At 60.2% G+C, this 22802-nt stretch carries 21 protein-coding genes; 8 read left to right on the forward strand and 13 right to left on the reverse strand.

The annotated features are described in order from the left end of the window. Nucleotides 1-132 precede the first annotated feature (132 nt). Nucleotides 133-714, forward strand: a complete 582-nt coding sequence (locus KHO07_RS29215; protein WP_244858227.1) for a hypothetical protein — start codon at nt 133-135, stop codon at nt 712-714. A gap of 179 nt (nt 715-893) precedes the next feature. On the opposite strand, the gene KHO07_RS17035 is transcribed toward KHO07_RS29215, so the two are convergent. The 6 genes from KHO07_RS17035 to KHO07_RS17060 form a co-directional block, all read right to left on the reverse strand. Beyond that, nucleotides 894-1790, reverse strand: a complete 897-nt coding sequence (locus KHO07_RS17035) for a LysR family transcriptional regulator (protein ID WP_212624969.1) — start codon at nt 1788-1790, stop codon at nt 894-896. A gap of 172 nt (nt 1791-1962) precedes the next feature. Then, the gene (ycaC, locus tag KHO07_RS17040) at nt 1963-2589 is read right to left on the reverse strand and encodes an isochorismate family cysteine hydrolase YcaC (protein ID WP_212624970.1); all 627 of its coding nucleotides are present in this window, start codon (nt 2587-2589) and stop codon (nt 1963-1965) included. A 69-nt stretch (nt 2590-2658) separates the two neighbouring features. Next, nucleotides 2659-4497 carry an amidohydrolase gene (locus tag KHO07_RS17045; RefSeq protein WP_212624971.1) on the reverse strand — a complete coding sequence of 613 codons (1839 nt, stop codon included), beginning with the start codon at nt 4495-4497 and terminating at the stop codon, nt 2659-2661. Next, entirely contained in the window at nt 4494-5105 is a 612-nt protein-coding gene (locus tag KHO07_RS17050; protein WP_212624972.1) for an antibiotic biosynthesis monooxygenase, read from the reverse strand. Before KHO07_RS17050 ends, KHO07_RS17045 begins: the two co-directional genes overlap by 4 nt. Before the next feature lie 100 nt (nt 5106-5205). Next, nucleotides 5206-5961, reverse strand: a complete 756-nt coding sequence (gene cobF, locus KHO07_RS17055; RefSeq protein ID WP_212624973.1) for a precorrin-6A synthase (deacetylating) — start codon at nt 5959-5961, stop codon at nt 5206-5208. Beyond that, complete coding sequence (locus tag KHO07_RS17060; RefSeq protein WP_212624974.1) at nt 5961-6533, reverse strand: histidine phosphatase family protein; 573 nt, start codon at nt 6531-6533, stop codon at nt 5961-5963. The genes cobF and KHO07_RS17060 overlap by 1 nt, the downstream gene beginning before the upstream one ends. A gap of 585 nt (nt 6534-7118) precedes the next feature. On the opposite strand from KHO07_RS17060, the gene KHO07_RS17065 reads away from it, so the two are divergent. From KHO07_RS17065 to KHO07_RS17075, 3 genes are all read left to right on the forward strand, one after another. Beyond that, the gene (locus KHO07_RS17065) at nt 7119-8135 is read left to right on the forward strand and encodes an arginine N-succinyltransferase (RefSeq protein WP_212624975.1); all 1017 of its coding nucleotides are present in this window, start codon (nt 7119-7121) and stop codon (nt 8133-8135) included. 61 nt (nt 8136-8196) lie between these two features. Beyond that, nucleotides 8197-9231, forward strand: coding sequence for an arginine N-succinyltransferase (gene astA / locus KHO07_RS17070; protein WP_212624976.1), 1035 nt, complete (start codon nt 8197-8199; stop codon nt 9229-9231). Nucleotides 9232-9410: 179 nt separating this feature from the next. Beyond that, nucleotides 9411-10280, forward strand: a complete 870-nt coding sequence (locus KHO07_RS17075; RefSeq protein WP_150733551.1) for an oxaloacetate decarboxylase — start codon at nt 9411-9413, stop codon at nt 10278-10280. A gap of 60 nt (nt 10281-10340) precedes the next feature. On the opposite strand, the gene KHO07_RS17080 is transcribed toward KHO07_RS17075, so the two are convergent. After that, nucleotides 10341-11414 carry a diguanylate cyclase gene (locus tag KHO07_RS17080; protein WP_150733550.1) on the reverse strand — a complete coding sequence of 358 codons (1074 nt, stop codon included), beginning with the start codon at nt 11412-11414 and terminating at the stop codon, nt 10341-10343. A 219-nt stretch (nt 11415-11633) separates the two neighbouring features. Between KHO07_RS17080 and KHO07_RS17085 the strand changes: the two genes are divergently transcribed. The 3 genes from KHO07_RS17085 to KHO07_RS17095 all read left to right on the forward strand — a co-directional run bounded on the left by KHO07_RS17085 (nt 11634) and on the right by KHO07_RS17095 (nt 15555). Continuing rightward, nucleotides 11634-13085, forward strand: a complete 1452-nt coding sequence (locus KHO07_RS17085) for an NAD(P)/FAD-dependent oxidoreductase (RefSeq protein WP_212624977.1) — start codon at nt 11634-11636, stop codon at nt 13083-13085. Nucleotides 13086-13107: 22 nt separating this feature from the next. Further along, on the forward strand, nt 13108-14064 hold the full coding sequence (locus KHO07_RS17090) for an alpha/beta fold hydrolase (RefSeq protein WP_212624978.1): 957 nt from the start codon (nt 13108-13110) through the stop codon (nt 14062-14064). A 111-nt stretch (nt 14065-14175) separates the two neighbouring features. After that, complete coding sequence (locus KHO07_RS17095; protein WP_212624979.1) at nt 14176-15555, forward strand: VOC family protein; 1380 nt, start codon at nt 14176-14178, stop codon at nt 15553-15555. An 84-nt stretch (nt 15556-15639) separates the two neighbouring features. Here KHO07_RS17095 and KHO07_RS17100 read toward each other — a convergent pair whose 3' ends face one another. Continuing rightward, nucleotides 15640-16320, reverse strand: coding sequence for a type 1 glutamine amidotransferase domain-containing protein (locus KHO07_RS17100; RefSeq protein WP_212624980.1), 681 nt, complete (start codon nt 16318-16320; stop codon nt 15640-15642). Nucleotides 16321-16648: 328 nt separating this feature from the next. Between KHO07_RS17100 and KHO07_RS17105 the strand changes: the two genes are divergently transcribed. Further along, nucleotides 16649-17167, forward strand: coding sequence for an Hcp family type VI secretion system effector (locus tag KHO07_RS17105; protein WP_150733545.1), 519 nt, complete (start codon nt 16649-16651; stop codon nt 17165-17167). Nucleotides 17168-17492: 325 nt separating this feature from the next. Here the strand turns inward: KHO07_RS17105 and KHO07_RS17110 are convergent, their stop codons facing one another. From KHO07_RS17110 to KHO07_RS17130, 5 genes are all read right to left on the reverse strand, one after another. Beyond that, complete coding sequence (locus tag KHO07_RS17110; RefSeq protein ID WP_212624981.1) at nt 17493-18077, reverse strand: hypothetical protein; 585 nt, start codon at nt 18075-18077, stop codon at nt 17493-17495. 99 nt (nt 18078-18176) lie between these two features. Next, a complete protein-coding gene (locus KHO07_RS17115) occupies nt 18177-18347 on the reverse strand; it encodes a hypothetical protein (protein WP_212624982.1) in 171 nt (56 codons plus the stop codon). Nucleotides 18348-18442: 95 nt separating this feature from the next. Beyond that, complete coding sequence (locus tag KHO07_RS17120; RefSeq protein WP_212624983.1) at nt 18443-19516, reverse strand: lipocalin-like domain-containing protein; 1074 nt, start codon at nt 19514-19516, stop codon at nt 18443-18445. Further along, nucleotides 19506-21977, reverse strand: a complete 2472-nt coding sequence (locus tag KHO07_RS17125; protein WP_212627651.1) for an FtsX-like permease family protein — start codon at nt 21975-21977, stop codon at nt 19506-19508. Before KHO07_RS17125 ends, KHO07_RS17120 begins: the two co-directional genes overlap by 11 nt. Before the next feature lies 1 nt (nt 21978). Beyond that, nucleotides 21979-22647, reverse strand: a complete 669-nt coding sequence (locus KHO07_RS17130; protein WP_212624984.1) for an ABC transporter ATP-binding protein — start codon at nt 22645-22647, stop codon at nt 21979-21981. Between the last annotated feature and the right edge of the window lie 155 nt (nt 22648-22802).

Genomic DNA, 22802 nt, shown 5'->3' on the forward strand with positions numbered 1-22802 from the left:
GGCTGCCGCTCGCGGAGTTTGTCGACGGACTGACTGAATAAATCGCCGCCGTGGCGTGTTCACCTTCCGAATAGGCCAGCACGTTGCAATGTTCATCCATGTTCCAACCTGAACAAGAAGACGGAGAACGACATGCACATCAACAAGCTTTTACTTGCAGTTGCTATTGGCGCGGTTTTGTCGGCGTCTACCGTACTGATCCCGGACAGCCTGTCCGGGGTATCCAGCGCACAGGCACGAGATGGTGGTAGTGGCGGTGGTGGCGGTGGTCACGGGGGTGGCGGTGGCGGCGGTCACGGAGGTGGCGGCAGCGGTGGCGGCGGCGGTCACGGGGGTGGCGGCAGCGGCGGTGGCGGCGGTCACGGGGGTGGCGGCAGCGGCGGTGGCGGAGGCCACAGCGGTGGCGGCAGCGGTGGTAGCGGCAGTGGTCATGGCGGTAACAGCGCTGGCAGCGGTCACAGCAGCGGTGACCATGGGTCGTCACACTCCGGCAGCACAGCTTCGAATTCCGGACGCAGCAGCAACCATTCCGAACCGGGTGACGATCACGGCGTCCATCGTTCGGGCGACGACAATGGGGTACATCGCTCAGGCGATGACAATGGCGTACATCGCTCGGGTGACGACAATGGCGTTCATCGCTCAGGCGAAGTCGGCGACGATCGTGGCATGCATGCTTCGGGTGAACCGGGTGACGATAAACGCGTCAACTGACATGCACTGTTCCCACAATGAATGTGTGGGATGAACTCACATCCACCTACAGCGCAAAAACCCTGCAGGAGCAAACTTGCTCGCGCTAGCGGAGTGTCAGACGACAGCAATGTTGAATGCCCTTCGCAAACGCGAGCAAGTGGGTTCCTGCTAAGGGCGATGTCAATCGGGCAACGCATTCACAAGCCACCCTGCGCTGTATCCAGCCGCTCACGCAGGAACCCTATCAACGCCTGCACCGGCCGCGACGACTGGCGATGCTGCGGATACACCGCCGACAACGTCAGCGGCTCCGGTCGAAACCCATCGAGCACCGGCACCAGCCGGCCATCCTTCAAAGCCGAGCCGACGATAAACGTCGGCAAATAGGTGATGCCCATCCCGGCAATCGCCGCGTCCCTGAGCAACTCCCCGTTATTGACCCGCATCCGCCCGGTGACGTTGACGGCCAGTGGTTTGCCCTGCCCCGTGAAACGCCACTGCACCTGACGACCGTGGCCGTACGGCAGGCAGTCATGCTTGAGCAAATCGTCAGGTTTGACCGGCGTGCCACGCTCGGCCAGATAAGCCGGACTGGCGCAATACACGCGCTCGATCGTGGCGATGCGTCGGGCAATGAGCGTCGAGTCTTCCAGCGTGCCAATGCGCAAGGCCAGGTCGTAGCCTTCACCGAGCAGGTCCACCGGGCGATCGCTCAAATCCACTTCCACGGTAACGTCACGATAACGCTGCAAAAACACCGGCAGCAGACAGCCCAGGTGTGCCAGTGCAAACGACAGTGGCGCGCTGACGCGGATGGTGCCGCGCGGCTCGGTGGTCTGCCCGGCGATGCCCTGCTCCACTTGCTCGACTTCTGCGAGCAGGCGCAGGGCGGATTCGTAGTAACTCTGGCCAAGCGGCGTGACGTCCAGGCGCCGGGTCGAGCGATTAAGCAGACGCACGCCGAGGCGCTCTTCGAGTTGCATCAGGCGGCGGCTGACGAATTGTTTGGACAGGCCCAGCTGATCAGCCGCAGCCGTGAAGCTGCCAGAGTCCATCACCTGGCAAAAAATACGCATGTCTTCGAACGGGTTCATTGTCACGCCTTGGTTGACGGTCCAGCACTTTATACCAAGGAGCACGTCGAGCAGCCGACGGTTTTTATGTGAGGGGCGAGCTTGCTCGCGATAGCCGTTTCACATTCAGCACGGGTACCGGCTGATCCAACGCCATCGCGAGCACGCTCGCTCCAGGTTTTGCGTTTGAAGATTACTTCGCGGTAAACGTGGTGTAGCTGTTGATCAGGTTACGGTAGTTCGGGATGCGTTCGGACAGCAGGTTGGCCAGGCCTTCCATGTCGTTGCGCCAGTCGCCTTGCAGCTCGCAAGCCACGGAGAACCAGTTCAGCAGCTGTGCACCGGCCGCCGACATACGCGCCCAGGACGCTTGTTGCACGGTAGTGTTGAAGGTGCCGGAAGCGTCGGTCACCACGAATACGTCAAAGCCTTCGGCCAGTGCCGACAGGGTCGGGAACGTCACGCATACATCAGTTACCACACCGGCAATGATCAGTTGCTTGCGACCGGTGGCCTTCACTGCCTTGACGAAATCTTCGTTGTCCCAGGCGTTGATCTGGCCAGGGCGTGCGATGAATGGCGCGTCCGGGAATTGCGCCTTGAGTTCCGGCACGATCGGGCCGTTCGGGCCGCTGTCGAAACTGGTGGTGAGGATGGTCGGCAGGTTGAAGAACTTGGCGATATCGCCCAAGGCCAGCACGTTGTTCTTGAATTCGTTGGGCGAAAAATCCTGAACCAGCGAGATCAGGCCCGTCTGGTGATCGACCAACAACACAACGGCATCGTCTTTGTTCAGGCGTTTGTAGGGAACGTTGCTCATGAAAAAACTCCTTGGTGGATGGATGTCGCTTGCAGCACCGGTCCGCACGACCGGCGCTGTTTTTATCTGTCAGAAGGCAAAACACGAGCAGCCGAAGGCGCCCCAGAAACCGGCGAAGTCACTGACCGGGGCATTCGACAGGCGCGCGCGGTCATGGCTGTGCGCGTGCACCGTGCAGGGTCCACTGCACTGGTGAACCTGCGCCTGCAATGGCGAATTCGGCCGCCAATGCCCGGGGACTTTCACCACCGGCGACCAATCCGGCAGCACCGGTACACTGGCCGGCCCGAGTTTTTCGAAATCACCGGCGGCGTAAACCACCTTGCCGCCCACCACGGTCAGCACGGATTCGATCCACTTGATCGCCTCTTCATCGACGCTGAAAAAGTCCGCACTCAATGCCGCGACGTCCGCCAGTTGCCCAACCTTGATCTGGCCCTTCTTGCCCTGTTCGGACGAAAACCAGGCGCTGCCGTGGGTGAACAGTTCCAGCGCGGTCAGGCGCGACAAGCCCTCGGCGTGCAACTCCAGACCGCCGACGGTGCGCCCGCTGACCATCCAGTACAGCGAGGTCCACGGGTTGTAGCTCGACACCCGCGTCGCGTCGGTACCGGCACCGACCGGCACCCCTTCGGCGAGCATGCGCTTGATCGGCGGCGTCGCTTCAGCAGCCTTGGCACCATAACGCTCGACGAAATATTCACCCTGAAACGCCATGCGATCCTGAATCGCAATGCCGCCACCCAGCGCCCTCACCCGCTCGATGTTCTGCGGGGTGATGGTTTCGGCGTGATCGAAGAACCAGGGCAGGCCATTGAACGGAATGTCGCGGTTGACCTTCTCGAACACATCGAGCATGCGGCTGATGGATTCGTTGTACGTGGCGTGCAAACGGAACGGCCAGCGTTGTTCGACGAGGTGGCGCACCACCGGCTCCAGTTCGTCCTCCATGCTTTGCGGCAGGTCCGGTCGAGGTTCGAGGAAGTCTTCGAAATCCGCCGCCGAAAACACCAGCATTTCCCCGGCGCCGTTGTGACGCAGGTAGTCGTCGCCCTGATGCAGCTTCACGCTGCTGGTCCAGTTGGTGAAGTCGGTCAGCTCTTCCTTGGGTTTCTGAGTGAACAGGTTGTAGGCGATGCGCACGGTCAGTTGCTCATCCTTGGCCAACTGTTCGATGACCTGATAATCGTCGGGGTAATTCTGGAAACCACCGCCGGCATCGATGGCGCTGGTCAGGCCCAGGCGATTGAGCTCGCGCATGAACTGCCGCGTCGAGTTGACCTGATACTCCAGCGGCAACTTCGGCCCCTTGGCCAGGGTCGAGTAGAGAATCATCGCATTGGGTCGCGCCACCAGCATGCCGGTGGGGTTGCCGTTGGCGTCGCGAACAATTTCGCCACCCGGCGGGTTCGGCGTGTCGCGGGTGTACCCGGCTACCCGCAGCGCGGCCCGGTTGAGCAAGGCACGGTCGTACAAATGCAGGACGAACACCGGCGTGTCCGGCGCGGCCTGATTGAGTTCTTCAAGGGTCGGCATGCGCTTTTCGGCAAACTGGAACTCGTTCCAGCCACCCACCACCCGCACCCACTGCGGCGTCGGGGTGCGATCGGCTTGCTCCTTGAGCATGCGCAAGGCATCGGCCAGCGAAGGCACGCCTTCCCAGCGCAACTCAAGGTTGTAGTTCAAGCCGCCACGGATCAGGTGCAGGTGCGAGTCGTTGAGGCCGGGAATCACGCAGCGACCCTTGAGATCGATCACTTGCGTGCCCGATCCGCGCAACGCCATGGCCTCGGCATCGCTGCCGACCGCGACGAAACGCCCCTTACTGATCGCCACCGCGCTGGCGAGCGGGTTCTCACGATCGACGGTATGAAATTGGCCATTGAACAAAATCAGATCGGCGTTCATCGCTTTTCCTTTGGCAAATTAGAGGCGGACAACCACGGCGCGAACAGACGCGTCGCCATGGGCATGAAGACGTACACCACCGACAGCACGATGGTCAGGGTGATCAGGAACGTGGCAACGACGTAATTGGCAAGGAACGCGTTGAGTTGCAGCAGCGGTCCCCAGATCAGGGGCACCAGCAGTGTGTGCGGCAGGATCACCAGCAGCGTGACCACTGTCTGCTTCCAGCGTGGCGCAGGCGCTTCGTTTTCGCCCTGCGGGGTAAACCAGAATTCGTTGACCGGGTTGACCTCGGTCTGGTCGCCATCCGCGAGCATCGGCGCGGCTTCGTCGACCAGCGCCTGGCGTTGCGGCGAATCGAGCCAGCGCTGCATCGACTCAGTGGAGCAAAAACGCAGCACGCAGGTGTAAGTGTCGAGGCCCGCGTGCTTGCCGCGCACCACATCCACCCCCAAGTGCCCCACGCTCTGCCCCGCCACCTTGACGATATTGCGCAGCCAGGCTTCATAGGGCACTTCAAATCCGGGCTTGACCCGATGCTTGACGACCAACGTGACCACTTCATCGAACCCGGGTGCTTGCGTGCTCCGGGACTGGATTTGCGACATGACGAAAGTCTCCGGCTGAACAAGTTGGATAACGCGTCAATGGTGCCGGTGGCGGGGAGAAAAAAATTGGATGTACGTGCTCTTTTTGCGGAGCGTGCCGCTAGGGCTTGCGCAGTAAATAGGTGTCCATGATCCAGCCATTGGTCATTCTGGCCGCCTTGCGCACCCGCTCGATCTCCTGCGCCACGTCCTTGAGCTTGCCGCTGATCAGGATCTCATCCGGCGTCCCGAGGTAGGCCCCCCAGTAAATCTGCGTTTCCTGATCTGCCACCTGCTGATAGGCATCCTGCGCATCCAGCATGACCACCAGCGTATCGGCATCGCTCACCTGACCGGCGGCCAATCGCCGGCCCGTCGTGATTTCCACCGAACCACCGATCTGATTGAGCGTGACCTTGTGCTGCGCCGCCAGCGCCTGGACGCTGGTGATGCCGGGAATCACCTCGAACTCGAACGTGCAGGCGCCTGACGCGAGAATGGCCTGCAGGATTCGCAGCGTGCTGTCGTACAGCGCCGGGTCGCCCCAAACCAGGAACCCGCCGCATTGGCCGTCAGCCAACTGCTCATTGATCAAGCGCTCGAAAATCCGCTGCTTGGCAACGTTCAAATCATCGACGCTCGAAGTGTAGTCCACATCGCCACGCTCGCGTTCCGGGCTCACGGCTTCGACAAAACGGTAATCGTGGTGGCTGATGTAGCGCTCACAGAGGTCGCGGCGCAGGTCGATCAGCTTGTCTTTGCTCTGGCCCTTGTCCATGAGAAAAAACACGTCAACCCGATTCAGCGCCTTGACCGCTTGCAGGGTGATGTAATCGGGATTTCCGGCACCGATGCCGATGACCAGTATTTTTTTCATCAAGACACCCCTTCACGATCAATGCCCGGTAAACGCAAACGCCAGCAACCATTGAACCGCAGTTCGATGGCCGACAACGGCTCGACATCGATGAGGTTATACGCCGGACTTTGCAGGACGTGGCTCAGCGCGGCGCGAATGACAAACGGATGGGTCACGGCGATGACATGTCCAGGCGTGGCTTGCAGCGTCATCAGCCACGCGGCCGTTCGTTCACAGACTTGCGCCACCGACTCGCCATCATGTGGCGCTGAATCCGGGTCGGCGATCCAGCCCGCGAGCAATTCAGGCTCAGAGGTCTGCAAGTCATTGATCCGTGCGCCGCGCCAACGCCCGAAATCGCAATCCCTCAACGCTGCAACGACCTCAAACGTGCTGCCGAACAACTCGGCGGTTTGGCGGGTGCGCAACTCCGGCCCGCATAACAGCTTCGGTGTGCCCTTGAATTGCCTGCTGAGCGAACCCCGCGCAGATTGCCAATCCATCTCCACTGGCTCGTCCGTAGGAAAACACGCAAGTTTTTGTGCGACGGTTCGAGCGTGGCACATCAGGGTCAAACGAGTCGCCTGCACGGAAGTTTTCTCTGTCGGTGGAAGGGATGAACGGCGTCTGACCGCCAGAACTTAACAATTGTGCCGTAAGAAAGGTCGTCGGGGGTGTTTCGTTCGAGCGGTGGCCACGGACAGTCGAGGGCTTTTTTCTGTCACAGGATCAGCCATCTCTGACTGCACTTTAGGCGATGGCCTACAAGACGGATGGACTTCCCCGTAGCCTCAATGCACCGCTATAGAGCACCGTTACCGGGCGTTGAAATCGCGCACGAAAATTAGCTAGACATGGAGTGCGGCTTAAATAAATACTGCCTTCAACGGATTACCGATAGCCCACATCCAGCAGGAGCCCGGATGCCTTTGTTGAAAGACCTGATCATCGATGCCGGTCTGGATTCCGATCCGTACGAACACCAGACGTAAACACTACGACCACCCCCTTTGCATGTTCTGCAGCGGGCACGGGAAGTGCGTGTGGTCATACCGGTAACAAATGAAAAAAGAGCGACGCCCTACGAGGCTACCGCCGATGAAACGCGTGGAAAACCGACAGTGATTGTCAGGCTGGGTGCCCGCCACCGAGCCCATTGAGACAGGAGTGCATCCATGCTGGTCTTGCGTCCAGTGCAGTTAACCGACCTGCCCCAGTTGCAGCGCCTTGCTCGTGAAAGCCTGGTGGGCGTGACGTCTTTACCGGACGACAGCGAGCGTTTAAGAGAAAAAATTCTCGACTCCTGTACGTCATTCCAGCAAAGCGTGCAGAGCCCCGGGCCGGAGAATTACCTCTTTGTCCTGGAGGACCTGACCCACCGCTGTTTGGTGGGCTGCTCGGAGATTCTCGCCACTGCCGGGTATGACGAACCGTTCTACAGCCTGCGCAATCGCCACTTCAACAGTGCCTCGCGGGAGCTGAACATCGATCATGGTGTACCCGCGTTGTCGCTGTGCCACGACCTCAGCGGCCACACCCTGCTGCGCGGCTTCCACATCGATGCGGCATGGGTGCGAACCGCCTCTTCCGAACTGTTGTCGCGCGCGCGCCTGCTATTCATCGCAGCCCATCCCCAGCGTTTTTCCGACACCGTGATTACCGAAATCGTCGGTTACAGCAGCGATGAGGGCCATTCACCCTTCTGGGATGCCGTGGGCAAGCACTTCTTCGATTTGCCCTACGTTGAAGCGGAACGCTTGTGTGGCCTGGAAAGCCGGTCGTTTCTCGCCGAACTGATGCCGCAATACCCGATCTACGTGCCCATGCTGCCCCAGGCGGCGCAGGACTGCATCGGCCGCGTCCACCCCGACGGCCAGGAAGCTTTCGATATCCTTGAGCGCGAAGGATTCGAAACCAATAATTACGTCGACCTCTTCGACGGCGGCCCGACGCTGTATGCCCGCACCGGCAATATTCGCTCCATCGCCCGCAGCGCAACCACCCCGGCCAGTCCCGGTGGGTCCATCGACGCCCGGGGACGTTATCTGGTCAGCAATGATTCGCTGGAAAACTTTCGCGCCATCGTCGCAGAACTGGACTACATCCCCGGGCAACCTGTCACCCTCGATGCCGCGATGTGTGCAGCACTGAAGGTGAGCGAAGGCCGACAAGTGCGGTTGATTGCCCTGTGAGCAGCGTCAAGCGCGGTGCCCGACCACCCTCTCTGAACAAGCTCGAAGCAGGAGCGGCATCATGATTGTCCGACCGGTCCAGGTGACCGACCTGCCCGCCCTGCTCGCACTGGTTCGGCTCGCGGGCCGGAGCCTGACGACGTTGCCGGCGGACGAGGAACGGTTGAACTACCGTTTGCGATGGGCGAAAAGAACGTTCGCCGAACAGGTCGAACGCGCCGATGCGGACTACCTGTTCGTGCTTGAAGACGATGACCAGCAAGTGGTGGGCGTGAGTGCCGTGGCAGGCGCCGTGGGCTTGCGCGAACCCTGGTACAACTACCGGGTCGGTTTGACCGTCAGTTCATCCCGGGACCTGGGCATCCAGCGACACATTCCGACCTTGTTCCTGAGCAATGAAATGACCGGGCAATCGGAACTCTGCACGTTGTTCCTGCGCCCCGATCAACGTTTGGGCAGCCACGGGCGTTTATTGTCTTTGAGCCGGTTATTGTTTGTGGCGGAGTTCCCGCACTTGTTCGGCGACAAACTCATCGCCGAGTTGCGCGGCAGTGCCGACGAACAGGGCTGCTCGCCCTTCTGGGACAGCGTGGGCCGACACTTTTTCAAGATGGACTTCAGCCATGCCGATCACTTGTCCGGACTGGGCAACAAGTCGTTCATCGCCGAACTGATGCCCCGCCAACCCATTTACACCTGCCTGCTCACCGAACAGGCGCAAGCGGTGATTGGCAAACCTCACGCCAACAGCGAAGCGGCACTGAAAATCCTCAGCGCCGAGGGTTTTGCCCACAAGGGCTACATCGACATCTTCGACGCCGGCCCGGTGATCGAAGCCCCGACGTCCGGCATTCGCACCGTGCGCGACAGTCAGTTGCTGGAGTTGGCGATTGGCGCCGCGGACGACCAGGCGCCGATATGGTTGATCCACAATCGAAGGCTGGAAAACTGTCGCATCACCGCTGCCCGCGCGCGACAGGCCGGGCGCAGCCTGATGGTTGATCGGCTCACCGCCAAGCGCCTGCAGTTGCAACCCGGTGATTCTGTCCGGGCCGTGCCACTGCTCAACCAACAGCAACAGGCGGTGGCGGCGTAACCCGTCACCGGGGCTCGTCATATCCCGCTTTTTTTCTTGAATCAAACAATGGCATACACCAAAAGGCAGCAATCACGGCAAATTCGTCATCATTCTTGACTCCCCAGCGTGATAGCCTTTTACATCTTCGGCGTTGACACTTTTGCTCAAGCCCTTCCATTTCCATTGGTGGAACTCATATGTCCAGGCTGTCACATCAAGATTTACGCCGCAATTTTCGCCAACTGTTCGCCTCCAACACCTGCTACCACACCGCATCGGTCTTCGATCCGATGTCGGCACGCATCGCCGCCGACCTGGGGTTTGAGGTAGGCATCCTGGGAGGTTCGGTTGCCTCGTTACAGGTACTGGGCGCGCCCGACTTTGCCTTGATCACCCTCAGTGAGTTCGCCGAACAAGCCACCCGCATTGGTCGTGTCGCCCAGTTGCCGGTCATTGCCGACGCCGACCACGGCTACGGCAACGCATTGAATGTGATGCGCACCATCGTCGAACTGGAACGCGCTGGTATCGCGGCCCTGACCATCGAAGATACCCTGCTGCCGGCGCAGTTCGGCCGCAAATCCACCGACCTGATCACGGTCGCCGAGGGCGTCGGCAAGATCCGCGCGGCACTGGAAGCCCGCTGCGATTCGGAAATGGCAATCATCGCCCGCACCCACGCGGGGATTCTGCCAGTGCAGGAAATCATCAGCCGCACCCAGCAGTACCAGCGCGCAGGTGCCGATGGCATTTGCATGGTAGGCGTGAAGGATTTCGACCACCTGGAGCAAATCGCCGAACACCTGAGCGTCCCGCTGATGCTGGTGACTTACGGCAACCCGCTGCTGCGCGACGACAAACGCCTGGCCGAACTCGGCGTGCGCGTCACCATCGACGGCCATGGCGCCTACTTCGCCGCGATCAAGGCGACCTACGACAGCCTGCGCGAACAGCGCCAGATCTTCACCCAGGCCTCGGACCTGAGCGCCACCGAACTGACCCACACCTACACGCAACCTGAGGAATACATCCGCTATGCGGAGGAGTTCATGAGCGTCAAGGAATGATGGGTAGCCCGTCCGCCGGCGCCTGACTCGGCGCCTTCGCGGGCAACCTCGCAAACAGGGTCAAACGGAATCCAGCAGTTCCTGATGCGCCCGCCCGTCACCGCAGCAGATCACCCGATTGCGCCCTGTGCTCTTGGCCTCATACAACGCCTGATCCGCATCATTGAGCCACAGCGTCGCCTCCGTGTGCCCAGGATTGAACGCCGCAAGGCCAATACTCAGGCTGACTTTCAGCGCTGGATTCTGTTCATACCCCAGCGTGGCGAAGCGATCCCGCAGGCCCTCCATGACCGCAGCGGCGCTGTTCAGGGGCAGGTCCGGAAGGATCACGCAGAACTCGTCTCCCCCATAACGCCCGGCGACATCAGTGGCCCGCAGGTTCTGCTTGAGGATCTTGCTCAGTTGCCGCAACACGATGTCACCGGCGACGTGGCCGTAGGTGTCGTTGATGCTTTTGAAATGGTCGATGTCGATCAGGGCAATCGCCGCGCCCTGCTGTTGCCGTTGGCAGCGCTGGAATTCGACTTCCAGTTGGTCCTTCCAGGCGCCGTGATTGAGCAGCCCGGTCAGGCTGTCGGTGCGGCTCAGGGCCAGTAACTCACGCTTCTGTCGCCCGAGGGTATGCGCCTGGCGATAGCAGATCAAACCCAGCGCCAGCGGATAAAAACACATCAGCGGCAAACAGGCATAGAGCTGGAGCTGGCTGGTTTCAGGAACAAGCACAGGCCTGAATATCAGCCAGCCGACGCCCATCCCGAGCACCTGCGCGGCGCTGCCCGCCAGCAGAAAACGCAAGCCGCCGATGGCGGCATTGTTCATCGCCATCATGGAAATGGTGGTGGCGCTGGGCAAAGGGTTGAAGTGCATGGCGACCACCCAAAAGCCCCCCATGAAGGCGTCTACCAGCAAGTTACGGTGTTCCGCATGATAGGGACGCGCAGCGCGGCGCGCCCATTGGAAAGCCAGGTGCGGCCAGAGCAAACCGTTGAATAGCATGAGGCCCCAGACCCAGGGCGCCGGATTGAGTGGGTACATCGCCACACCCACGCATAACAAACCCAGCACGAGGCCGAGGATGCGCGATGTGTAGAGCCTCCTGGCCAGTGAAAGTCCATTTCCTCCCATCTTTCCCATTGGGACCTCTGCCACACGGAACGAAACCTGATAACACCGGGGTTGCAGGTATGTTTGGAGTCTAACAGGGCAACGTTAAATAGCCATCACCGGCTGGCAGCCCGCTATGGCAGGACCGCCAGCAGGCTTCTCAGGCGACATCAATCCCGGATGCAATGGCCCGGCGTTTGGCTATACATGAAGAAAGGCATTGCCTGAAAACGATAAACAAGGAGGCGCATGCAGACCTTTCAAGTGTTGATCATCGGCAGCGGTTTTGGTGGCCAGTGCGCCGCCGTCAATTTGCTCAAGGCCGGCATCACCGACTTTCGACTGCTGGAGCGGCGGGACTTCTTCGGTGGTACCTGGTGCCAGAACACCTACCCCGGCGCGGCGGTCGACGTGCCCTCGCCGCTGTATTCGCTGTCCTTTGCCCCCTACCGCTGGACGCAGATGTTCGCCGCGCAGGACGAACTTCATCGTTACACCGGTTATGTGATGGAGCGATTCGGCCTGCGCGACCGGGTGGAACTGCAAGCCAATGTCGAGCGTGTCGAATGGGACGATGCCGGCAAACGCTGGGCCGTGCACACCACCAAAGGCACGTTCCACGCACAATTCCTGATCAACGCCACAGGCCCTTTGAGCCAGCCGGTAGTCCCACACTTCGAAGGGCAGGAACGCTTTCAGGGCAAAACCTTTCACACCAATAATTGGGACCATGCCTACGATTACCGGCGAAAACGCGTTGCCATTGTCGGCAGCGGCGCCAGTGCGGCCCAGGTGATTCCAGCGATAGCCCCGGACGTCGGGCATTTGCACGTGTTCCAGCGCACGCCGCATTGGGTGTTGCCCAGGGCTGACCGCACATTCGGGCGTTTCCAGCGCTGGTTGCTTGGGCTCAAGCCGGCCTACACGCTGCTGCGCTGGATGATCTACTGGCAGTTCGAAACCCGGGTAATTGCCTTCAAATACTCAAAACCGGCGGTGCGAATGGTCCAGCAACAGGCCCTGCGGTTCATCAAGCGCCAGGTTGCAGATAGCGAACTTCGGCGAAAACTGACGCCGGACTACACCATCGGCTGCAAACGGGTGATTCTGTCGAGCACGCTGTACCCGGCACTGGCGCGTAGCAACGTCACGCTGCACAGCCGCGAACAAGGCATCGCCGCAATCGATGAAACCGGCATCGTCATGCAGGACGGCCAGCACATCGACCTCGACCTGATTGTCTGGTCCACCGGTTATGACGCCACCGACGGGGTAATTTCCTACCCGGTCACCGGCAAAGACGGCACGCAACTGCGAAATGTCTGGGCCGAATTTCCCCGAGCCTACCTCGGCACCGCCCTGCCGGACTTTCCCAACCTGTTTATCGTCACCGGCCCGAACACCGGCATCGGCCATACCTCGGCGTTGTTTATCATCGAATCGCAGATGAACTACATCCTCGACTGCATTCGCACGTTAAAAGCACAAGGTTTGCGCAGCATTGAAGTTCGCCCCGAGGCAGAACGTACCTACACTGAAATGATCCATAGAGAAATGGAGCGCACGGTGTGGAAGTCGGGAGGCTGCCACAGTTGGTATCAAAGCAAGAGCGGTCATGTGATAGCCATGTTCCCGGGGTTCAGTTTCAGCTTCCACCGTTTGACCCGAACCCTGAAACCGGCCGATCACATATTGTCCTGATCCGTCAGAAGGAAGGCGCCTGATGCTTTTACTGGTTGTCGCTATCGCGGTGTTTGCCGCCTGGAGCTGGCTGAGTTACCCGGCCATCGGCTATTTGATTTACAACTTGAGCACGGCCGCCGAAGCCAAGCTGTACAAGCTGCACAAGATTGTTGTGCCCATCGCCGAAATGACCGTCTCGACCTGGCAAGGCGGCCCTTATGAAGCGTCCAGCAACGTGTTGATGCTGCATGGCTACAGCGCCGACAAAAACATCTGGTTGCGCTTTGCCCGATATTTTGTCGGCAACTATCGGGTCATCATTCCCGACATCGCCGGCCATGGCGAAACCGGCTTCAAGGCCGGTGGCGGCTATGACATCCCGCTGCAGGCCAAGCGCATGATCCAGTTGCTGGATGTCTGCGGCGTGGACAAGGTCCATGTGATCGGCAACTCGATGGGGGGCTACCTGGCGGCATGGCTGGCGGCCACGTATCCGGAGCGCATTGTCTCGGTCGCCCTGATCGATCCGGCGGGCGTCACCGCGCCGGAGCCCAGTGATCTGGAGCGGCATTTGGCCAAGGGCCACAACCCGTTCCTGATCAACTCGCGGGAAGAGTTCAACTATTTCTATGCCATGACCATGGCCGATCCACCGTGGGTGCCGCGCGTGGTACTGGACGCCATCGCCCATCGCTATGAACAGGCACGGGACGAACTGGAAGAAATCTTCCGCGACTTTCGCGCCAGCCCGCCGATGGAGCCGAAACTGCCGTCGATCAAAGCCCCGGCGTTGTTGCTGTGGGGACGCAAGGATCGCTTGATCGACGTCAGCAGCGTGGCGATCTGGAGCAAAGGCATCGCGGATCTGCGGGTGGAAATCTGGGAAGGCATCGGTCATATGCCGATGGTCGAGGCACCGGCCGGATCAGCTCACCTTTATCGGGAGTTTTTGGCATCGTTACGATCGGAAAGCCCGCAGGATCAACGACTGCATTAACGATGCAGTCCTTTGCAGAATGAAGTCCGTCAGAAACTTCGTTTGTCGGCGACGCCCAAGGCTGCGATCTTTTCTTCCATCCTTCTCGTCACCGCGCCAGGAATTCTGTTCATGAACCACCCGAACTTCGTCAGCCCTGACCTGATCCGCCAACGCTTCTCCAAAGCGATGTCCGACATGTACCGCGAGGAAGTGCCGCTGTACGGCGCGTTGATGGAACTGGTTGAAAAAACCAACCGCCACGTGCTCGACAGCGATCCGCAAGTGGCGCAGCAGTTGCACAGCACCGGCGAAATCGAGCGACTGGACCTGGAGCGCCACGGTGCGATTCGCGTCGGCACCGCCGCTGAACTGGCCACCCTCGCCCGCCTGTTCGCGGTGATGGGCATGCAGCCGGTGGGGTATTACGACCTGACGCCGGCCGGCGTGCCGGTGCATTCCACGGCGTTTCGTGCGGTGCATGAATTGGCGCTGCAGGTCAGCCCGTTCCGCGTTTTCACCTCATTGTTGCGCCTGGAGCTGATTGAAGACCTTGAACTGCGGGCATTCGCTCAGTCGGTGCTGGACAAGCGTTCGATCTTCACTCCAGTTGCATTGAAGTTGATCGAGCGCGCTGAAAACCAGGGTGGGCTTACTGAACAAGAGGCTGAAACATTCGTCGAGCAGGCGCTGGAAACGTTCCGCTGGCACCACAGCGCGACGGTGACTGCCGAGCAGTACCAGAAACTCAGCGCTCAACATCGCCTGATTGCCGACGTGGTGGCGTTCAAAGGCCCGCACATCAATCACCTGACGCCGCGCACCCTGGACATCGACATCGTTCAGGCACAGATGCCCGCCCACGGCATCACCCCCAAAGCGGTGATCGAAGGCCCACCGCGTCGCCAGTGCCCGATCCTGCTGCGCCAAACCAGTTTCAAAGCCCTCGACGAACCGGTGGCGTTCACCGACCAGGCCCAGACACGCGGCAGCCATAGCGCTCGCTTCGGCGAAATCGAACAACGCGGTGCGGCCCTCACCCCCAAAGGCCGGGCGCTGTATGACCGTTTGCTCAATGCTGCGCGGGACGAACTCAAGGACTTCCCCAATGAAGCCAACGCCCAGCGTTACAACACGCTGATGGCGCAACACTTCAGCGAATTTCCTGACACCTACGAGGGCATGCGCCGTGAGGAACTGGCGTACTTTCGCTACTTCGTGACGGAAAAAGGCTTGGCAGCGACCGAACTGAAAACCTTGCCACTGGAAGACCTGGTCAGTGGCGGCTATTTGCGAGTAGAACCGTTGGTGTACGAGGACTTTCTGCCGGTCAGCGCAGCGGGCATTTTTCAGTCAAACCTGGGGGACGCTGCGCAAACCCACTACGGCGTGCACTCCAATCAGCAAGCGTTCGAGAAGGCGTTGGGCCGCCCGACCATTGACGAGTTGGGGCTGTATGCAGAAACGCAGCGGCGCTCGATCGAGCAGTGCTTTACCGCATTGAACGGATAAACAAAAAAGATCGCAGCCTGCGACAGCCTACAGGTGTTCACATGCCCCTGTAGGCGCTGTCGCAGGTTGCGACCTTTTGATTTTCTACGACTTCAATTTCGCCAACAAAGCCTCGGCCGCCGCCTGGGACGACGCCGGATTCTGCCCGGTCAGCAACAGACCATCGGTGAGCACATAGCTCGCCCAGTCCGGCCCCTTGGAAAAAATCCCGCCCTTGGCCTTGAGCTCGTCTTCCACCAGAAACGGCACGATATCGGTCAACTGCACGGCGTCTTCTTCACTGTTGGTAAAACCCGTCACCTTCTTGCCTTTGACCAAAGGCTGGCCGTCCGCGGTTTTGGCATGCCGTAAAACACCGGGCGCATGGCAAACGGCCGCGACCGGTTTGCCGGCGTTGTAGAACGCCTCGATCAGGGCAATCGAGTGTTTGTCTTCGGCCAGGTCCCACAGCGGGCCATGGCCGCCGGGATAGAAGACCGCATCGTAGTCGCCGGCGTTTACCGAGCTGAGCAACGCCGTTGACGCCAAGGCCGACTGCGCCGCCGAATCCTTGCGAAAACGTTCGGTGGCTTCGGTTTGCGCATCCGGCTCGTCGCTTTTCGGGTCCAGCGGTGGTTGACCGCCCTTGGGCGAGGCCAGGGTCAATTGAGCGCCGGCATCCTTAAAGGCGAAATACGGTGCCGCGAATTCTTCCAGCCAGAATCCGGTTTTCTTGCCGGTGTTACCCAATTGATCGTGGGACGTTAAAACCATCAGGATTTTCATGTCGTCACTCCGTCTCGGGACTGCGGTGGTGGCCTATAGCCGTGATGCGCCAAAAACTGCCCGCTTGGCAGGCTGCATGGGGCTTGGCGCGAAGTGGATCATTCGGTCTGTCGGGCGATTCAACAAGGTGCGCCAAAATCCGCCTCCTGTCGCGCAACTTCCTGCGCAAATATCGAGGTGATTTTGCGAGCAAACGTTCCCTGAATTGACTCGACTGGCGGCTTTCGGGGCTTTGCGGGGTGTGGCACGGACCTTGTTAATCGTGTGGCTCCCATCTGGCGATCGTACCTTTCGAGAGCCTAACCCAATCCTAGCAAGGAGAGCATCCATGGCTACACCCGCGTATATGTCCGTCACCGGCGAGAAACAGGGCCTGATCACTGCTGGCGCCTTCACGGCCGACTCCGTTGGCAACACCTATCAGGAAGGTCACGAAGACCAGGTAATGATTCAAGGTTTCAAGCACGAAATAAGCATTCCGCGTGACTCGCAGTCCGGTCAGCCTACCGGCCAGCGCCTTCATAAACCTGCGGTGATCACCAAGGTATTCGACAAGTCCTCTCCACTGTTGCTGGCAGCGCTGACATCCGGCGAATGCCTTACAAAAATCGAAATCCAATGGTTCCGTACTTCAGGGCATGGCGTTCAAGAGCACTACTACACAACCGTTTTGGAGGACGCAATCATCGTCAATATCAAAGACTACATGCATAACTGCCAAGACCCTGCCAACGCACACTTTACTCACTTGCAAGATGTAGAGTTTTCCTATCGGAAAATTTCGTGGACTCACATTGCATCCAGCACTTCCGGCTCGGATGACTGGCGCAAGATGAAAACCGAATAAAACAGAACCCATAAAAAAGGGCGACATGACCGTCGCCCTTTGCCCTATGAAATCTTGATATAAAACCTACGAAGGTGTTCGCCCAGTGCAATGGCCTCGGCAATCCATGCACTGGTAAAGAGCCGTGACACTGGGCGAACGAGGCGCATTTTAAATCAACTCGATGAAGTTGTCCGCGAGTATAAATATGAAATTTACCGATACATATTTATCAAATGTCGATTCAAATATTAATCCAACCGGCATTAGAACGCGCCAAATCGTCCAAACGAGTGATTATTCCTATACAACTTGTACAGGAATAATCAATAAATAGAGCAGTCACTCAACTTCCGGTTCTGCTGGTCACGGTCAGTATGTCGGTGTAGGTCACATACACACTTTGGCCTACTTTCAGGTCTTTGAGTTTGGCTTGAACTTCCGGCCTTACCACATCAACCGTCTTGGACTGGCCTTTAGGGTTTTCGAAGGTCACTCGATTGTTCTTCGCATCGATACCGGTGATTTTCAGCTGTACCTGTACCTGACGGTAGGCTTCGCCACCAGGATTGTCACTGCCCGGCGCGGCGCGGACTTCACCGGTTCGCTCGATGCTGCCTGGCAGGCCCTTGTCGATATCGGTGTCGAGGTAGGCCGCGACAGCGCGGGTTACCTTGACGTCGACCTGATCCCCGGCTTTCAACTTGCCGAGGTTCTTGGCTTTGTCGGTCATTTGCACATGCACCTGATTGCCTTCAGGCCCCTCAAGTACGACTTGATGGTTGGCGGCATCGACAGAAACGACCTTGGTGGTGACTTGATCCGCTTCCACGACGGCAGACAGCGGAATGTCCGCGGCAACGGCGCTCAGGCTGGTGGCAGAGAGCAAGGTGGCAAGGGTGATGGCTTTGGTCAGTGCGTGGCGTTTCATAGGCAGAACATTCCCTGTGATCATTGGCGACAAACGGCGTTGAACCCACGTTCAACGCCGCGTGCGAATGAGCATAGACGCTGTTCCGGAAGAGCGACGCTAATCTGCATTCTTTGCTGTTTCTTGCGCAGTGGATTCGCCGCTCGACGTGCCTTTGCCGCTTTCCTTGCGCCGCGTCGGGTCGGTGGGACGCAGGGCATCGTTGTCGCGCTCGGTTTCTCCGGGTGGTCGTGGTTCGTCGGGGTTTTCTGTTTCCGGTGCAGGGTTCATGGGGATTTTCCTCAGGCCTCGGGGTCGTCAACTTCCCGGGCCACATTAATGGCCTTCATGATTTAGGAGGCCCGCGCGCTGCCGAGAGTTCCGACTCAATACCCGGTCATCTCCAGATAGCCCTGCCCCCCGTGGCTGCCGCTCAAGCGCACCGGGCCTTCCCAGTAAGGAATGCGCAAATCCATCCAGGCATTGGGGTTGAGGGCGTTGATGACGATGTCGAGGTGTTTGCCGGGGATCTGGATCGACCAGCGCACCGGCATCTTGCGGCCCGCCACGGTAGCGGTGTCCTGCGGGACGAGGCGGATGTCGCCGGCCCCGAGCCTCTGGGTCTGGCCTTGAGCATCGATCCATGTCCCGGTCAGATAAGGCTCACCGTCCTTGTGCCGCATGCGATAGAGCATCACCTGTTCGCCACTGTCCAGGTGCAGGGAAAACCAGTCCCAACCGGTCTGGTTAGCGGTCAGGGGCTGGCTGCTCCATTCACGGTCCAACCATGCCGGGCCGCTGACCTGATAGTGCTGGCCGTCGATCTCCAGGGTACCGCTGGCCTGGAAAAACGGTTGGCTGTAGTAATACGACGCCTGGCCCTGCTCGGATTTCTGGCTGAAGCCCTTGTCGCCTTGCAGCACCAACGGTCGTGTCGAGGTCAGCCGCAACTGGTAGCTGAAGGATGTGTCGCGGGCGCTGAGCTGCAGGTCAGCCAACGGATTATCAGAAGAGGCCTGGCTGCTGAAAGCCCAGTCGTCGATCCACGCATTGAACGGCGCCACGCTGACACCTGCCTGACCAACGCCCCCCCGGGCATAACGCTCGGCCGCGTGATGCACCGTCGCCGAAGTGACGGCCGCATGCCCGAGCCAGATCGTCTGGTTCTCCCACCCCGCCACCTCGGGCGTGGCTTTCAAGGCGCTGCGGAACAACGTCCACTGCACGCCGAATTCGTGACCCTGTGCGTCCTTGAGGTTGGCGGTGACGTACCACCACTCGATGCGAAAACCGTCGTGGGGGCCATGATCCGTCGGGAAGCTGAACACCCGGTCCGGCACCACCGGCGTGAACGCGGCCGCCTGGTTGCCCAGCCCCGCAAAGCCTTTTTCCGTTGGCGCCGGTTGATCGCAGCCGCTCAACCACAACGCCAATAGGCACACGGCGAGCTTAATCCTCATGGGCAAAGGTCCTCAGCAAGTCCGCCGGCTGCGTGCGATACAACGCGTAAAGCGGCCATGCCGACGCCAGCAACGTCGCCATCAATGCCAGCCCCATCAGCTGCAGCAATTGCAGGGGGAACACCCGCAAAGGCAAGCGCCAGCCGAACGCCTGGACGTTGATCACCGTGTCGAGGCACCAGGCCAGCGCAATGCCCAGCGGCAGCGCCAGCACCAGTGTCAGCACCGCCAGCAACCAGGTTTGCCCAAGGTTGAGCAGCATCAATTGCCGTCGCGTCACCCCCAGCGCCCATAACGGCGCCAGTTGTCCGAGGCGGCTCTGGCTTTGGGTCAGCAGGCTGATGAACAACGCCACGCCGGCTACGCACAGGGTCAGGCTGTTGAGCGCGGCGGTGGCGGCGAACGTGCGCTCGAAGACTTGCGTGGACCAACCCTTGAGCCGTGCCTGATCGACAATGCGACTGTCTTCCAGGTCGAAACGCGCTTGCAGCGTTTGCAGGAACGGCGCAATCAACGCCGGCTCGATGCGCAGATTGAACCGGTTGGGCGTCAATTGCGGCCAACCGCGCAGCAGATGGTTGATGTTGACCAGCACGTGGCCCTTGGGATTGCCGTAATCGGCATAGATCCCGACGATGCGCGGCGACCACGGACCGCCAGGGGTCGAGATCGACAGATGATCGCCCAAGCCAACTTTCAAACGCCGGGCCAGCTGTTCGCTGAGCATCACCGCATCGTCCGTCGCGAGCTGCTCCCACGGTTTGTCACCCAAGGCTTCCAGCAGCGGCCAGTGCTGACGATAGGTCGGATGATTGATCACCCCGAACACATCCGCCGGCCAGCCTTGCAATTGAATCGACACCTGCCAGTTGGGCAACACCGCCGTGAGCTGCGGCTGCTGCGCGAGCCAGCTGTGCAGCTCACGGGCCTGGGTCGGGTTTTGCGGATTGAGGTAGAGCTCGGCGGTCAGCCGTTGTTCGAGCCAGTCGCTGAAGGTCTGGCGAAAACCGGCGGTCATGCTGCCGGCGCCGATGTTCGCGGCCAACGCCAACAACAACGCCATCAACGCCAGGCTCAGGGCGGGTAACTGTTGGCGACAGTCGGCGAGAAACCACTGGCCGAGCACCGAGCGACTGCGTTGCAGCAACAAGTTGAGCAGCACATTGAGCACCACGGGCAACGCCAGTGCGGCGCCGATCAACAGTGTCGCCATCAACACAAACCCACTGATCAGGCTGTCACCGAAGATCAGCGCCAGCCCGGCGATGCCCAAGGCCAGCGTCGCCACCCAACCCTGGCGCCGCAACCAGCGGGCGTGCGCCTGATGCCACGCCTGCGGATCGGCCAGGGCCAGCAATGGCAAACGCGACGCCCGCCATAAACTGCTGGCCCCGGCGAGCAAAGCGCCGAACAGGCTCAAGCCGATACCTGCGAGCCACCACAGCGGACTGAGGTTCAACTGCCCCGCCACTTCCGCGCCGTACAGGCCGCGAAGGCTGGCGGCGACATCCGGCAGCAGCACGCCGGCCAGCAAATAACCACTGACCACCCCGGCGACGCCGCCGATCAAGGCCAGCCCACCCAGTTCAACCGCGAGGCAAGCGATCAACATCCGCGCGCTGACCCCGCAGGCGCGCATTGTCCGCAGCAAACCACGGCGTTGTTCCAGCGCAAGCCCAATCGCGGCATGGACGATAAACAGCCCGACCACGAACGACAGAAACCCCAATGCATTGAGATTCAGATGAAAGCTCTCGGTCAGGCGCGCCAGGTTGTTTTCTTCAGCACTGCTTTTGTATTGCAGTTGCCCCTTGAACGCGTCAGGTAGCGGCGCGGTGAAATCCGTGGGCAGCAGCAGGCGCGACAGCTGGTCCGGCAAGCCGAGAATCTGTTGGGCGAAACCGATGTCCACCAGTAACACCCCGGGGGCCATATCGGTTTGAACACGCAGTGGCGGCAATGGCCGCCCGTTGGCGCTCAACGGCCGATCACCTTCGCGCAGGCCCAACGACTGCAAGGTCGATGGCGAAATCCAGGCACTGCCCGGTGGTGTAAAAAATTCGACAACCTGTTCGATCGCCAACGCCTGCCCCGCCACTGGCGAACCGCTCGGCAGCGACACCGGTTCGATGCCCATCAGTTGCAGTCGCTGATCTTCATGGCCTTTGAGCGTCAGTCGTCCTTGCAACACCGGCGACACCGGCCAACCGGCGCGGCGCAGGTCGACAAACCATTGCTGGGGGAACGTGCCGCCAGCGATAGCACTGACGCTGGCCTGAGGTTCGCCGCCAATCAACTGACTGGCGCGCGCATAGCTTTCTCGCGCCTGACTGTTCAAGGCTTGCACACCGGTCAACAGACTGGTGGCCAGCCACAACCCGGTCAGTACACTGAAAAACTGCACCGGGTGTTGCCGCCAGTGGCTGAGCAGCGCCCGCAGGGTTTCACCGAAGATGCGCACCTCAGCGACCGTCCACAGCGGCCAGGCGACCACCGTGCAGCACCACTTTTTCGGCCAGCTGCGCCGCCACGCCGGGGCTGTGGGTGACCATCAACAACGTCGTGGCACTGTCATCGAGCAACTCCAGCAATAACCTCAACACCTCGGCGCTGGTGGTTTCATCGAGGCTGCCGGTGGGCTCGTCGGCCAGCAACAGTTTCGGCTGCGAGGCCAGCGCTCGCCCCAGTGCAACCCGCTGCTGCTGACCGCCAGAGAGTTGTTCCGGATAGCGTTTGAGCAAATCGCCAAGCCCCAAACGCTGTACCAGATGCGCCTGCCAGCGTGGATCATGACGACCGGCAAGCCGTGCCTGGAAAGCCAGGTTGTCCTCCACCCGCAGGCTGCCGATCAGGTTGAACTGCTGGAACACCAGGCCGATCTCGGTGCGCCGCCAGCTCGCCAGTTGCCCTTCGTTCATCAGCTCAAGCCGATGCTCGCCACTGCGGATACTGCCGCGATCGACCTTGTCCAGCCCGGCGATCAGGTGCAGCAAGGTGCTCTTGCCACTGCCCGACTCGCCCATCAGCGCCAGGCTGCTGCCGGGCTTGAGCGTCAGGTCGACGCCTTGCAGCACCGGCAACGGCCCTTGCGGCGTGGCGTAACTTTTAAAGACACCCTGGACTTCAAGCATGGAAAGACCCGTTCGATGAGCGTGGGCCAAGGATAGCGGGCCTGGATGTTTTTTGTCCGTTGGCGATAACCGCCGCGACCCAACGCCGCCCTGTCATCGCGGGCAAAGTGCGTTGACTGGACTGGCCTCATCGCGGGCAAGCCCGCTCCTACAGT

The organism is Pseudomonas sp. PP3, from assembly GCF_905336995.1.
Lineage (GTDB): Bacteria > Pseudomonadota > Gammaproteobacteria > Pseudomonadales > Pseudomonadaceae > Aquipseudomonas > Aquipseudomonas reinekei.

What these genes read in the sequence shown, in the direction of transcription:
- KHO07_RS29215 (WP_244858227.1), top strand. Translation starts at nt 133, where the DNA reads ATGCACATCAACAAGCTTTTACTTGCAGTTGCTATTGGCGCGGTTTTG.
- KHO07_RS17035 (WP_212624969.1), bottom strand. Translation starts at nt 1,790, where the DNA reads ATGAACCCGTTCGAAGACATGCGTATTTTTTGCCAGGTGATGGACTCT.
- ycaC (WP_212624970.1), bottom strand. Translation starts at nt 2,589, where the DNA reads ATGAGCAACGTTCCCTACAAACGCCTGAACAAAGACGATGCCGTTGTG.
- KHO07_RS17045 (WP_212624971.1), bottom strand. Translation starts at nt 4,497, where the DNA reads ATGAACGCCGATCTGATTTTGTTCAATGGCCAATTTCATACCGTCGAT.
- KHO07_RS17050 (WP_212624972.1), bottom strand. Translation starts at nt 5,105, where the DNA reads ATGTCGCAAATCCAGTCCCGGAGCACGCAAGCACCCGGGTTCGATGAA.
- cobF (WP_212624973.1), bottom strand. Translation starts at nt 5,961, where the DNA reads ATGAAAAAAATACTGGTCATCGGCATCGGTGCCGGAAATCCCGATTAC.
- KHO07_RS17065 (WP_212624975.1), top strand. Translation starts at nt 7,119, where the DNA reads ATGCTGGTCTTGCGTCCAGTGCAGTTAACCGACCTGCCCCAGTTGCAG.
- astA (WP_212624976.1), top strand. Translation starts at nt 8,197, where the DNA reads ATGATTGTCCGACCGGTCCAGGTGACCGACCTGCCCGCCCTGCTCGCA.
- KHO07_RS17075 (WP_150733551.1), top strand. Translation starts at nt 9,411, where the DNA reads ATGTCCAGGCTGTCACATCAAGATTTACGCCGCAATTTTCGCCAACTG.
- KHO07_RS17080 (WP_150733550.1), bottom strand. Translation starts at nt 11,414, where the DNA reads ATGGGAAAGATGGGAGGAAATGGACTTTCACTGGCCAGGAGGCTCTAC.
- KHO07_RS17085 (WP_212624977.1), top strand. Translation starts at nt 11,634, where the DNA reads ATGCAGACCTTTCAAGTGTTGATCATCGGCAGCGGTTTTGGTGGCCAG.
- KHO07_RS17090 (WP_212624978.1), top strand. Translation starts at nt 13,108, where the DNA reads ATGCTTTTACTGGTTGTCGCTATCGCGGTGTTTGCCGCCTGGAGCTGG.
- KHO07_RS17095 (WP_212624979.1), top strand. Translation starts at nt 14,176, where the DNA reads ATGAACCACCCGAACTTCGTCAGCCCTGACCTGATCCGCCAACGCTTC.
- KHO07_RS17100 (WP_212624980.1), bottom strand. Translation starts at nt 16,320, where the DNA reads ATGAAAATCCTGATGGTTTTAACGTCCCACGATCAATTGGGTAACACC.
- KHO07_RS17105 (WP_150733545.1), top strand. Translation starts at nt 16,649, where the DNA reads ATGGCTACACCCGCGTATATGTCCGTCACCGGCGAGAAACAGGGCCTG.
- KHO07_RS17110 (WP_212624981.1), bottom strand. Translation starts at nt 18,077, where the DNA reads ATGAAACGCCACGCACTGACCAAAGCCATCACCCTTGCCACCTTGCTC.
- KHO07_RS17115 (WP_212624982.1), bottom strand. Translation starts at nt 18,347, where the DNA reads ATGAACCCTGCACCGGAAACAGAAAACCCCGACGAACCACGACCACCC.
- KHO07_RS17120 (WP_212624983.1), bottom strand. Translation starts at nt 19,516, where the DNA reads ATGAGGATTAAGCTCGCCGTGTGCCTATTGGCGTTGTGGTTGAGCGGC.
- KHO07_RS17130 (WP_212624984.1), bottom strand. Translation starts at nt 22,647, where the DNA reads ATGCTTGAAGTCCAGGGTGTCTTTAAAAGTTACGCCACGCCGCAAGGG.